Annotated in this window: 9 protein-coding genes; 3 read left to right on the forward strand and 6 right to left on the reverse strand. The window is 58.5% G+C overall.

What is annotated here, in order from left to right; all coding sequences use genetic code 11:
- Positions 1-39: 39 nt before the first annotated feature.
- The 3 genes from RRU01S_RS09025 to RRU01S_RS09035 all read right to left on the reverse strand — a co-directional run bounded on the left by RRU01S_RS09025 (position 40) and on the right by RRU01S_RS09035 (position 4,193).
- Positions 40-1,716: an ABC transporter permease gene (locus RRU01S_RS09025; RefSeq protein ID WP_045230002.1), complete on the reverse strand. Its 1,677-nt coding sequence runs from the start codon at positions 1,714-1,716 to the stop codon at positions 40-42.
- A 253-nt stretch (positions 1,717-1,969) separates the two neighbouring features.
- Positions 1,970-2,992, reverse strand: a complete 1,023-nt coding sequence (locus tag RRU01S_RS09030; RefSeq protein WP_045229956.1) for a Fe(3+) ABC transporter substrate-binding protein — start codon at positions 2,990-2,992, stop codon at positions 1,970-1,972.
- Between the two features lie 148 nt (positions 2,993-3,140).
- Complete coding sequence (locus tag RRU01S_RS09035) at positions 3,141-4,193, reverse strand: ABC transporter ATP-binding protein (protein ID WP_045229957.1); 1,053 nt, start codon at positions 4,191-4,193, stop codon at positions 3,141-3,143.
- Positions 4,194-4,478: 285 nt separating this feature from the next.
- Between RRU01S_RS09035 and RRU01S_RS09040 the strand changes: the two genes are divergently transcribed.
- Positions 4,479-6,182 (forward strand): long-chain fatty acid--CoA ligase, encoded by a 1,704-nt coding sequence (locus tag RRU01S_RS09040; protein ID WP_412674286.1) that lies wholly within the window; start codon positions 4,479-4,481, stop codon positions 6,180-6,182.
- 107 nt (positions 6,183-6,289) lie between these two features.
- Positions 6,290-7,918: a glucose-6-phosphate isomerase gene (gene pgi / locus RRU01S_RS09045; protein ID WP_045229958.1), complete on the forward strand. Its 1,629-nt coding sequence runs from the start codon at positions 6,290-6,292 to the stop codon at positions 7,916-7,918.
- A gap of 76 nt (positions 7,919-7,994) precedes the next feature.
- Here pgi and RRU01S_RS09050 read toward each other — a convergent pair whose 3' ends face one another.
- On the reverse strand, positions 7,995-9,197 hold the full coding sequence (locus tag RRU01S_RS09050) for an MFS transporter (protein WP_045229959.1): 1,203 nt from the start codon (positions 9,195-9,197) through the stop codon (positions 7,995-7,997).
- Positions 9,198-9,275: 78 nt separating this feature from the next.
- On the opposite strand from RRU01S_RS09050, the gene RRU01S_RS09055 reads away from it, so the two are divergent.
- Positions 9,276-10,256: an AraC family transcriptional regulator gene (locus RRU01S_RS09055; RefSeq protein ID WP_045229960.1), complete on the forward strand. Its 981-nt coding sequence runs from the start codon at positions 9,276-9,278 to the stop codon at positions 10,254-10,256.
- Between the two features lie 78 nt (positions 10,257-10,334).
- Here RRU01S_RS09055 and RRU01S_RS09060 read toward each other — a convergent pair whose 3' ends face one another.
- Entirely contained in the window at positions 10,335-11,687 is a 1,353-nt protein-coding gene (locus RRU01S_RS09060; RefSeq protein ID WP_045229961.1) for a dicarboxylate/amino acid:cation symporter, read from the reverse strand.
- 76 nt (positions 11,688-11,763) lie between these two features.
- Positions 11,764-12,546 (reverse strand): DUF3037 domain-containing protein, encoded by a 783-nt coding sequence (locus RRU01S_RS09065; RefSeq protein ID WP_045229962.1) that lies wholly within the window; start codon positions 12,544-12,546, stop codon positions 11,764-11,766.

Below are 12,546 nucleotides of genomic sequence, written 5' to 3' on the forward strand. Positions count from 1 at the left end.
TTGGCAAATGAAAAGACCGTAATAAGGGGCGGATTGGCTCTAAGTCCTGATGCGTCCGACCCGGGCAAGCACCATGACGGGCAAGATGCCGATCACCACGATGGCGAGTGCCGCAATCGAGGCTTCCTCATAGGTGCCCCGCGCGGCCTCGCCATAAAGATGGGTGGCGAAGGTTTCGAAGTTCAGCGGGCGCAGCAGCAATGTGGCTGGCAGTTCCTTGACGCAATCCACGAAAACCAGCAATGCGGCAGCGGCCATGGCTGCCTTCGACAAGGGCAGATGAATGCTGCGGAAGGTGCCTGTCGAGCTGCGGCCAAGGGATCGCGACGCCTGATCGAAGGACAGGGGAATGCGGCTCAGCCCCGCATCGATACCGCCGCCTGCAATCGTCAGGAAGCGCGCCGCATAGGCAAAGATCAGCGCCGACCCGCTGCCGATCAACAAGAGACCGGTGGAGATGCCGAACCACTGCCGCATCATTTCATCGACAAACCGATCAAACCCGCCAAGTGCAATCAGCACGCCGATGGCAATAACGGTTCCAGGTGCAGCATAGCCGACGGTGGCCAGGCGGAAGGACCAGCGCGCGGTTTTTCCCGGCGCAAGCCGCATGGCGTAGGCGACGACCAGCCCTGCCCCGACCGTTACCAGCGTGGCAGTGCCGGCAAAGAGGACGGTGTTGAAGGCTTCTGCGGCGAAGCGTGACGAGAGACCGCTGAACTGAAACCGCTTCCATGCCTCCACCACCAGATAGATCGCGGGAGCCACAAAGCCGACGAGGATTGGCAGGCTGCCGAGACCCAACGCCAGAAAACCGTAAAGCCCATGAAGACGTGCGGGGGCGAGAACCGTGCTTTTCTGGGCGGATGCGGAATAACGTTGCCTGCGCCGCGCCCAGCGCTCCATCGCAACCAGTGCGACGACCAAAAGCAGCATGCAGAGCGCGATCTGCGCCGCACCCGGCAGGTCCGACTTGGTAACCCAGGTGGTGTAGATGGACACGGTCAGCGTCCGCACGCCCAGAAATTCCGACGCACCGATATCGTTCAGTGCTTCCATCAGTGCGAGGCTGACACCGACCGCAATGGCCGGACGCGCAAGCGGCACGGCAACGCGAAAGAACAGCGCGTTGCGAGAGGTTCCGAGCATGCGCGCAGCATCGAGGAGGTTTCCCGCCTGCGTCAGAAACATCGCCCTGACAGGAATGTAGACGTAAGGATAAAGCACGAAGCCGAGCAGGATGATGCAGCCGGTCATCGAGCGGATATCGGGCAGCCGGAATTCACGCGGGCTGGAATATCCCAGCACCCAGCGCACCACGCCCTGTACCGGCCCAAGCGGATGCAGAATATCGAGATAGGCGTAGGCGACGATATAAGTCGGCATGGCGAGCGGCAGCAGCAGCGCCCATTCCAACAGCTTTCGCCCGCGGAAATCATAGGCGCTGACAAGCCAAGCGCTGGTGGTGCCGATGACCCCGGCAAGCATACCAACGCCGAGCAGCAGGACAAGCGTTTCGGGAAGTGCGGTTGCCAGCACGGTCTCACGCAGATGCTGCCAAAGTCCGGTTGAGCCTTTCATCGCTTCTGACAGCAGCGCCAGAACCGGCAGCATCGCGAGCGCGGCGATGACGCAGGACAATGCCAGCCACCAGAATGCAGAGTTGATCCGCAGTCTGCGTTTGGACGGAATGGCTATGCGGGTGGTGGCGTGCATGCTGATCTTGGGGTTTTGCCGTATGAACATACAGGCTGCTGGAAACAGGCAAGGCGCCCGCGTGAAACGGGCGCCTGACATGGGTGGTCGGTGAGGTTTCCCTCTTCCGTCATACCGGCCTTAAGCCGGTATCCAATGCCGCGCGTCGCGCGGTTAAAGAGTCTTTCAGCCCAAGAATTTGGGCTGGCTGGACCCCGTATCGAGTACGGAGTGACGGGGTGTAAGGAACCGCAGTCCCAAAGAGCGAGCGCCCTTAATTATCGAACCCGACCTTGTCTACCAACTGGCTGGCTTCCTTGCGGTGCGACACGATTTCCGTCAGTGGCTTGGAGTCGATCTTCAGGTCGCCGAAGGACGCCACGATCTTGTCGAGGGCAGCGCCCTTTTTGACCGGGTATTCGTAGTTGGCCTCGGCATAAATTTTCTGAGCTTCGTCGGACACCAGATATTCGAGAAGCTTGACGGCCTCTGCCTTGTTCGGTGCGTTCTTGGCGACGGCTGCACCTGAAACGTTCACCTGCGTGCCGCCATCCTTGAAGGTTGGCAGGATGACCTTGATGGCCTCGCCCCACTTGACCTGCTCCTCGCCGCCCTTGCCGGAGCGCATCAGGCCGACATAATAGGAATTGGCGATACCGATATCGCAAATGCCGCCGAGGATATCCTTGGCCACATCACGGTCGCCGCCGCCAGCCTTGCGGGCCAGATTGTCTTTCACGCCTGCCAACCACTTTTCGGTGGCCTCAGCGCCGTGGTGGGCGATGTAATCGGCAAACAATGCTGTGTTATAAGGATGCTGGCCAGCACGAATGCAGATCTTGCCCTTCCACTTGGCATCGGCGAGGTCTTCATAATTGAACGAGGATAGATCGACGTCCTTGGCGGCGTAGAGAACGCGGGCACGCATGGAGAGCGCAAACCAGTTGCCTTTGGCATCGCGCAGCTCTGCAGGAATGGCCTTGGTCAGCACCTCGGATTCGACTGGCTGGGTCACGCCCTTTTCAACGAGATCGACCAGATTACCGGCGTCGACCGTCATCAAAACGTCGGCAGGTGAGCTTGCGCCTTCGCTCAAAACGCGCTCGGCCAGACCGTCTTTGAGAAACACGGAGTTGACCTTGACACCACTTTCCTTGGTAAAGGCGTCGAGCAGCGGCTGCATCAGTGCCGGTTCGCGGGTCGTGTAGATGTTGAGTTCCGCAGCATTCGCCACTCCGGCCGCAAAGGCCATGGTGCTGGCAAGAAGTGCAAGTTTTGTGACGGTCGACGATGTCATGTCTATCCCCCTGTGACGTGAAAATGATGTTGGAGATGCATGCACCATACCTGATCGATTAAATCAAGTTATATCCCTGCGATTTTCAGGGTGATTTTCTCACTTTGAGTTGAATACAGGGCTTTTTTTGAGCTGAAAATGTTAAGATTCAATCTGGAGTAAAGGTTAGCACAGTATCCCTCGCCACGGACAGATTGACAGTTTCAACATCGACAGGTGTGCGGCGCATGCTGCGAACCCGCAAATCCTGCGCGAGACCGTCCACGCTCACGGCCACCTGTTCGATCTCGCCCATGAACACACGGCTGGTGATGCGCCCGGAAATCTCAGCGCCAGCATCCGACGGAGAGATGGTGATCGCGCTGGGGCGGATATAGGCGAAGCCCTTGGTACCTTCGCGCAGATCGCCCTTATGCGCAAAGCTGCCGATCGGCGTTTCCAGATGCCCGTTTCTGACCGTGCCCTCCACCTTGTTGAAAGCACAGAAAAAATCGGCGGCATAACGGCTGACGGGGTTGTCATGCAGCTCATAGCCGGTGCCGGTCTGCACGATGCGGCCCTGCTGCATCAGCACCACGCGGTCACCCGCAGACAATGCCTCTTCCGGGTCATGCGTGACCATGATGGCTGTCGTTTCCAGGTCTCGCAGCAAGCCAAGCGTTTCTTCGCGCACGCTGTCGCGAAGGCCGCGGTCCAGATTGGAGAAAGGCTCGTCCATCAAAAGGATGTCCGGCTTGGGTGCGAGTGCTCGCGCCAGGGCCACGCGCTGCTGCTCGCCGCCTGACAGCGTATGCGGATAGCGCTTGGCGAGATCGGCCAAGCGCACATGCTCGATCATCGCGGCAGCGCGCGCGCGCGCTTGAGCTTTCGGCTGCCCCTTTAAGCCAAACAACACGTTCTGCTCGACAGTCAAATGTGGGAAAAGTGCATAGTCCTGAAACACGAAACCGATGCGCCGCTTTTCCGGCTCCATGAATGTCGTCGGACCAGCGATTTCGCGCCCGTTCATGAAGACGGCACCGGCATCGGGCGTTTCCACACCGGCGATGATGCGTAAAAGCGTGGATTTGCCGCAGCCTGAGCGCCCGACAAGGCAGATGATTTCGCCGCGCATGACCGTCAGGTCGATGCCCTCAAGCACACTCACATCGCCGAAGCGTTTTCCAATGGTGCTGAGGTGCAGCGCTGCGGTATCTGGCATGTCCGTTTTCCGTGTTCTTCTGTTCGGTTTTGTTGATCGCGCAAATCAGGATTAAAGTCAAAAACCAATCACCACGTCTCCATGCGCCCTTCCACAGGGCACACCGGATTTGGCAGGCGATAGTTGACGTTTACGTTAGAGTTAAATACGCTGATGTGAGTGGATGGTTTTGGAGGCTTCATCTACGATTGCAAAATTGGCGGGTTCATGACTGTTTGGCTGAGGAGCGGGCAGATATGATCGCAAACGTTGCAAGTGCCGGCATGGGAGGACGAAATGAGCGACATGAATTTGAGCCGCCAGGAACCGCGTATCATACAGCGCCCCTGGCTTGCCTCATACCCGCAGGGTGTGCCTGCGGAGCTTCCCGATCTCGGTTATGCTTCCCTTGTAGAGCTTCTGGAAAAAAGCTGTGCGCTTTATGCGGATCGCAAAGCATTTTCCAGCATGGGCAAATCGCTTACCTACCGTCAGCTTGAAGAGCAGACGCGCAAAATCGGTGCATGGCTGCAAAAGATCGGCCTCGAAAAAGGTGACCGCGTTGCGGTGATGATGCCGAACATTCTCCAGAACCCCGTTGCGACCTATGCCATTCTCCGGGCGGGGCTGACGGTGGTCAACGTCAATCCGCTCTATACGCCGCGAGAGCTTGCGCATCAACTCAAGGATTCTGGTGCCAAGGCCTTGTTCGTGCTGGAAAATTTTGCCCATGTCGTTCAGCAGACGCTGCCGCATACCGACGTCAAACATGTTGTTGTCGCCACGATGGGCGATCTGCTCGGCCTCAAGGGCCATATCGTAAACCTTGTGGTGCGCAAGGTCAAAAAGATGGTGCCCGCCTATTCCCTGCCACAGGCGGTCAGCTTCAAGGACGTTCTCAAACAATCGCAGAATCTGCAGCTGAAGCCGGCGCAGATTGGCCGCAACGACGTGGCTTTTCTGCAATATACCGGCGGCACGACGGGCATCTCCAAGGGCGCGGTTCTGACCCACGCCAACCTTTTAGCCAACAAGTCGCAGATATCGCTGTGGATGGACGCCGTCTTCCTGCATAAGACGCGGCCGGAGGTGCTCAATTTCATTTGCGCGCTCCCGCTTTATCATATCTTCGCATTGACGGTGAATTCGCTGATGGGCGTGGCACTTGGCGGCCACAACCTGCTGATCGCAAACCCGCGTGACATTCCCGGCTTCGTCAAGGAGCTTTCCGGCTATACGCCACACGTCTTCCCGGCCATCAACACGCTGTTCAACGCGCTGTTGAACAATGAGGATTTTCGCAAACTGGACCTTTCCTCATTGGTTCTGGTGATGGGTGGTGGCATGTCGGTGCAACGGCCCGTGGCCGAGCGCTGGGCGTCCGTCACCGGCACCCATATTTGCGAAGGTTATGGCCTCTCGGAAACCTCGCCCGTTGCAACCGTCAACCCTCTGGGCCAAAGCGACTTCAGCGGCACCATCGGCCTTCCCGTGCCATCGACCGATATCGACATTCGCGACGATGACGGCAACAGTCTTGGTCTTGGCGAAGTGGGCGAAATCTGTATTCGCGGGCCACAGGTGATGGCGGGTTACTGGCAGCGCCCGGATGAAACCGCCAAGGTGATGACACCGGACGGCTTCTTCCGTTCCGGCGACATGGGTTTTCTGGACGAGAAGGGCTACACCAAGATTGTGGACCGCAAGAAGGACATGATCCTGGTATCCGGCTTCAACGTCTACCCCAATGAAATCGAGGAAGTGGCCGCAGGCCACCCTGGCGTGCAGGAATGTGCGGCCGTAGGCGTGACGGACGAACATTCCGGCGAGGCGGTGAAGCTGTATGTGGTCAAAAAGGACCCGGCACTGACGGCAGAAGATTTGAAAGCCTTCTGTGCCATCAGCCTGACCAACTACAAGCGCCCCAAGCATATCGAGTTCATCGCGGAATTGCCCAAGACCAATGTCGGCAAGATCCTGCGCCGTGAACTTCGGAAGCTGGCTAACTGATTGGTGTGCTTTGCCATATTTCAATCGATTCGCGTGATCGCGCCTTGATTTAGCCCGATGAACAAGAATAGTTTCCTCATCCTTCCCCGGAGCATGAGGAGCATTCCATGCAGGCCATCGTCGAAAACCTGAAATCCGCCGCCGAAAAGACCAAGGCCACCGATCTTCGTGCCGCCTTCGCCGCCGACCACACACGCTTCGAGCACTTCAGCGTGCGTTTCGATGATCTGTTCATGGATTACTCCAAATGCGCCGTAAATGAAGAGGTGCTGGCGCTGCTCGAAAAGCTGGCCATCGACGGCGGCGTCGAGACCAAGCGCGACGAAATGTTCTCCGGCAAAGAGATCAACTTTACCGAGGGCCGCGCCGTTCTCCATACCGCCTTGCGCAACCGCTCCAACACGCCTGTCATGGCCGATGGCAAGGATGTGATGGCGGATGTGAACGGCGTTTTGGCCGCCATGGGCAAATTTGCCGATGCCATCCGTTCCGGTGCACTCAAGGGTGCGACGGGCAAACAAATCACAGATATCGTCAACATCGGTATAGGCGGCTCCGATCTCGGCCCGGTCATGGCAACACTGGCGCTGGCGCCTTTCCATGATGGCCCGCGTGCCCATTTCGTTTCAAACATAGATGGCGCGCATATTGCCGACACGCTGAAGCAGATCGATCCGGAAACATCGCTCTTCATCATCGCATCGAAGACCTTCACCACCATCGAAACAATGACGAATGCGGCGACAGCCCGCAAGTTCATCGCCGACGCGCTGGGTGAAGACGCCGTGAAGCACCACTTCTGCGCGGTTTCCACGGCCCTCGACAAGGTGGCAAAGTTCGGCATCGACGGTGACCGCGTCTTCGGTTTCTGGGATTGGGTGGGCGGTCGCTACTCCATCTGGTCGGCCATCGGCCTGCCGCTGATGATTGCCATTGGTCCTGACAATTTCGGCAAGTTTCTGGATGGCGCACACGCCATGGACGTGCATTTCCGGGAAGCGCCGGTGCGCCAGAACCTGCCTATGCTGCTCGGCCTCATCGGCTTTTACCATCGCAATGTCCTGGATTACCCGACCCGCGCCATCCTGCCCTACGACCAGCGCCTATCGCGCTTCCCTGCCTATCTGCAACAGCTGGATATGGAATCCAACGGCAAGGGCGTGACCATCGATGGCACCCCGGTCGAGGGGCAATCCGGTCCGGTCGTGTGGGGCGAGCCAGGCACCAATGGCCAGCACGCTTTCTACCAGCTCATCCACCAGGGCACGAGCGTCATTCCGACGGAATTCATGATTGCTGCGAACGGCTTCGAGCCGGAATTGCGCCACCAGCACCAGTTGCTTATCGCCAATTGCCTTGCGCAATCGGAAGCACTGATGAAGGGCCGCACGCTGGCGGAGGCAAAGGAACAGCTGACCTCCAAGGGCATGGACGACAAAAAGGCTGATTTCATCGCGCCGCACCGGGTCTTCACCGGCAACCGCCCGTCGATCACCTTCGTCTATGACACGCTCACCCCGTTTGCGCTGGGTCGTCTGATTGCGCTTTACGAACACCGCGTCTTCGTTGAAGGCGTGCTGTTCCGCATCAACTCCTTCGACCAGTGGGGCGTGGAGCTTGGCAAGGAACTCGCGACCGGCCTGCTGCCGGTGGTGGAAGGCAAAGAAAGCGCTGAAGGACACGACAGCTCGACGCAGGGATTGGTTAAGACATTGTCGGGCCTGGCGAAGGCTTAAACGACGGCGGATATGGAACACGCAAAAGCCGGGGTTTGAGCCCCGGCTTTCTTGTTGGGAAGGATCGCAGAATGCGTCAGGCGACGCTGACCTGCGGTCGTGGCTTGACGCCCAGAATAATGCCGATGGCGGCAATGGCGAGGATCAACCCGCTTGTGGCGAAGACACTTGTTGCGCCGTTGAGATCGAAGATGATGCCGCCGACGGCAGCGCCCATGGCGATAGCGAACTGAATGGACGCCACCAGAAGGCCGCCTGCACTCTCGGCCTCATCCGGAATGGTGCGTGCCAGCCATGTGGACCAGGACACCGGAACGGCACCGAACAGGAAGCCCCAGGCGGCAACCAGAACAGCGGCGAGCGGCAAAGGCGGATGGGTGGTGACGATCAGCAGAGCGATCACGGCCATCGACAGCGGCAAGGCGGCCAGCGAGACCTTCAAGCTGCGGTTGATCAACGATCCGGCCAGAAGCGTGCCGATGAAATTGGCAAGCCCGAACCCCAGCAGCAGCGCCGACACCATGCCGATGCCCGCACCGATATCCGCTTCCAGATAAGGCCGCAGATAGGTGAAGAAGGCGAAATGACCGCCGAAGACCAGCGTTGCCGCCGCCAAACCGAGTGCAATGCCGGGTCTGGCGAGCACCACGCCAAGCGTCTTGATGCTGCTGGTGCCGGTGGCGGGCAGCTTGGGCAATGTCAGGAACTGCATGACGAACGCCACGACGCCCAACAGTGCCGTCAGCACGAAGACGGAGCGCCAGCCGGCAAGTTCACCCACATAGCTGCCGACGGGGGCGGCAACGATGGTGGCCGCCGACACACCGCTGAAGATCATCGACAATGCGCGCGGAATGCTGGCGGGCGGCACCAGGCGGATGACGATGGCCGTGGACATGGCCCAGAAACCGCCGAGTGCCACGCCCAGCAGCAGACGCCCGATCAAAAGCATGGTCAGCCCGGGAGACGCTGCCACCATCAGGTTGGAGATGACGAGCAGGGCGGAGAAAAACATCATCAGATGTCGTCGGTCGATGCGCTGGGCGACCGAGGTAATCAACAGGCTGGCCATCATGCCGACAACGGCGGTCACCGTGACGGCCTGTCCGGCGGCACCTTCGGTGATGCCAAGTTCGGCGGCAATTGGCGTCAGCAGGCTGGCGGGCAGAAACTCTGCTGTCACAAGCCCGAAAACGCCCAGCGCCATGGAGGTAACCGCACCCCAGGCAGGCGTTTGCGGGCTTCCATCGGCGGAAGCGGGATTAAACGTCGGGTTCATAGTCGTGTCCTTTGGGAGGATGAGAATGAACTCACCATAAACTGGACTTTCCGGACGATCTATGCCACATAATCCGACATGCTTGATCGAACGTCCGAAAATCATGGGTCACCCGATACCGATCTCGTCAGCGAATTGCTGATGGGCATGCGGCTTGTCGGGCTGGATTACCGCCGCATCGAGGCCGCCGCCCCCTTTGGCTTGGGCTTTGGTGAGGTGGAGGGCCGCGCGCAATTTCACTTCGTGGCACGCGGTCCCGTCTATCTGCGAACGCCATCTGGCACCATCAACACCATGAACACGGGCGATGCCGTATTGCTGCCGCGGGGTGGGGCGCATTCGCTGGTTTCGAGCCCTGATATGCCGTGCCAGAACATACGCTTACTGGATGCAGCACCGCTGTGCAATTCGGTGAGCGCGATCAAGACCTGCAATCCCGAAACTCCGGCCGAACAGCGCATCCTGGTTTTCAGCGGCTGCATGGAGTTTGATCTTGGGGGGCTGCATCCGCTTGTCGGCCTGATGCCGGAGGTGATGTTCGTCAGCACGTTGATTACCCGCTACCCCGAACTGCTGCCGATGCTGGAAGCGATGGAGCGAGAAACGCGGCAGGCGCGCGCAGGTTTCGCCGGTATTCTGGCCCGGCTTGCGGATGTGGTGGCCGCCTTTATCGTGCGGGCCTGGGTGGAATGCGGCTGTGGCGATTCCTCCGGCTGGATCGCAGCCCTGCGCGACCCGCGCCTTGGTCGCGTCATTCTCGCCATTCACAACAATCCCGGCCATGACTGGTCTCTTGCCGAACTCGCCAGCCAGATGGGCGCATCACGCTCCGTTTTTGCCGAACGTTTTTTGGAGGTCACCGGCGTCACACCGCTGCGATATCTCACCGAACTGCGCATGCGCCTTGCCTCGCAGTGGATCGGCAAGGAGCACATGGCCATTGAAACCGCGGCCATCAAGCTTGGCTACGGCTCCCAAGCCGCCTTCAGCCGTGCCTTCAAACGCATCATCGGCCACCCGCCGGGGTCTTTGACCGCAAGGGGAAACCTGCACGGATAACGCCATTCATTGTAGATCTCAGCAAAAACCCGCCGAGTGACCGGCGGGTTTTGTTGTTTTCAGCAATGATCGAGACACTTACTCCGCAGGCGCCACGGTTGGATCGAGCGCATCGATGCCCTCTTGCCGATCATAAGCTGCCTGATCGAGAATACCCTGACGCTTTGCCACGATAGTGGGGATCAACGCCTGTCCAGCCACGTTGACCGCCGTGCGGCCCATATCGAGGATCGGATCGACCGCCAGCAGCAGACCGACGCCTTGCAACGGCAGCCCAAGCGTGGACAGCGTCAGCGTCAACATCACGGTCGCGCCCGTCAGGCCCGCCGTTGCAGCCGAGCCCAGAACCGAGACGAAGGCGATCAGCACATATTCCTGAATACCGAGCGGCACGCCGTAAAACTGCGCGACGAAGATGGCGGAGATTGCCGGATAGATGGCAGCGCAGCCATCCATCTTGGTTGTTGCACCCAGCGGCACGGCAAAGGCGGCATATTCACGCGGCACACCGAGATTGCACTCCGTGACCTGCTCTGTCACCGGCAGCGTGCCGATCGAGGAGCGGGAAACGAAGGCCAGCTGGATGGCGGGCCACGCGCCGGAAAAGAAGCGGACCGGGTTCAGCCCGTTGGCCGCAAGAATGATGGGGTAGACGACGAAAAGAACGATGGCGAGGCCGATATAGATCGCCGCTGAATACCAGCCAAGCGACGCCAGCGCCTCCCAGCCATAGACGGCAACCGCATTGCCCAGAAGGCCGATCGTGCCGATCGGCGTCAGCCGGATGACCCACCACAAAATCTTGCGCGTAATCGCCAGCAGCGAGCGGTTGAAAGCCAGAAACGGCTCTGCCTTCTCACCCACCTGCAAAGCGGCGATGCCGACGGCAATCGAGATCACCAGAATTTGCAGCACATTGAAATTGAGCGCAGTGGTAGCGCCACCCTGAGTAATCTTGGTGGATGCTTGAAGACCCAGCAGGTTGGCCGGGATCAGCCCTTTGAGAAAATCGAGCCACGAACCTGTGCTGGAAGGGACCGCCGCAGCCGTCGCCGCAACGCCCGAGTTGATGCCCGGCTGGATCAACAGCCCAAGCGTGATGCCGATGAGAACGGCAATCAGAGCCGTGATCGCAAACCACAACAGCGTCTGCCACACCAGCCGCGCCGCATTGTTCAACTCCCGCAGATTTGCGATGCTGGCGACAATGGCGGTGAAAATCAGCAGGGGCACGAGCGCGCGCAGCAGCTGAACGAAAATCGTGCCAATGGTCGACAGCGTCTGAACCAACCAATTCGGCCCCGCCTCGGTCGCGCCCATCTGCCGGGCGATATAGCCCAGCACGAGGCCAACGACCATGGCGGCAAAAACCTGAAAGCCGAACGAGGTGTAGAAGGGCTTATGTGCCCGTGTGGTGGATGAAGCAGACATTTTGCATTCCGTGAGAACGAGGCTAAAAATTTTGCTTGTATTGACCAACAACCGTTATTTTTTGAGAAGACTGCAATCAATTATGCGCCGTACGGCGAATTTCTTCTGCAAGCTCATCAACCTCGTCCATCCTGAATAGTTTGGCTCCTACCCGCTCAAAATCCTCACGAAGATTTTCAGCGAAACTGTCGGACTGAGATCCAAACTCAGCTACGACGATCAACCGCTTCGCAAGGTGTTCGCGAAGTGCTTTGCCTTCCAATACACGCTTGCCAGCCTCCGCAAGTCCGCGGCTCGGTGTGTCAAAGCGCGCAGAATCAATGAGATTATAGACGCCATTTTGATACCCGTAGTCAGCTTGGATGCTAACACCATATTGTTCGATATGCACGGGCTCAGGTCGCTTATCGAGTAGTTGAAGAACCCCCGCCTCACGGAAAGCGCTGGTCAGCAAAGTATTAATCCGCTCAATTTTTCTCGGGTGAACATCCCAGGCGACCAAATCACGAAATAATTTATCCGCTATCACTGCAGGCCGATCACCAGCCACCGAGTTCAATGGTGTTAGGCGAAATAAGTCGGCACGCTTTGAATTGAAGTTGTCGACGGAAGACACTGACACACCGGTTCGAGCGAAATGATGCTTTACCCTCTCAGAGAAATCATGGAGAGCGCGCTTCAAAAAAGTTGCATTAATTTCGCCGAAAAATTTCTTTACTCGCGAAAGATCGTCGGCGATCTTAAATGATATCTCACCGTTGCCCACATCAAAGACAGCGACCCCAGCGTTCACATATTCGAAACGGTCTGGAAACGGGCTAAACTGAATGATGCTATAGAAAAGTTTCAAAGCCTCCAT

Source organism: Agrobacterium rubi TR3 = NBRC 13261, from assembly GCF_000739935.1.
GTDB classification, from domain to species: Bacteria; Pseudomonadota; Alphaproteobacteria; order Rhizobiales; family Rhizobiaceae; genus Agrobacterium; species Agrobacterium rubi.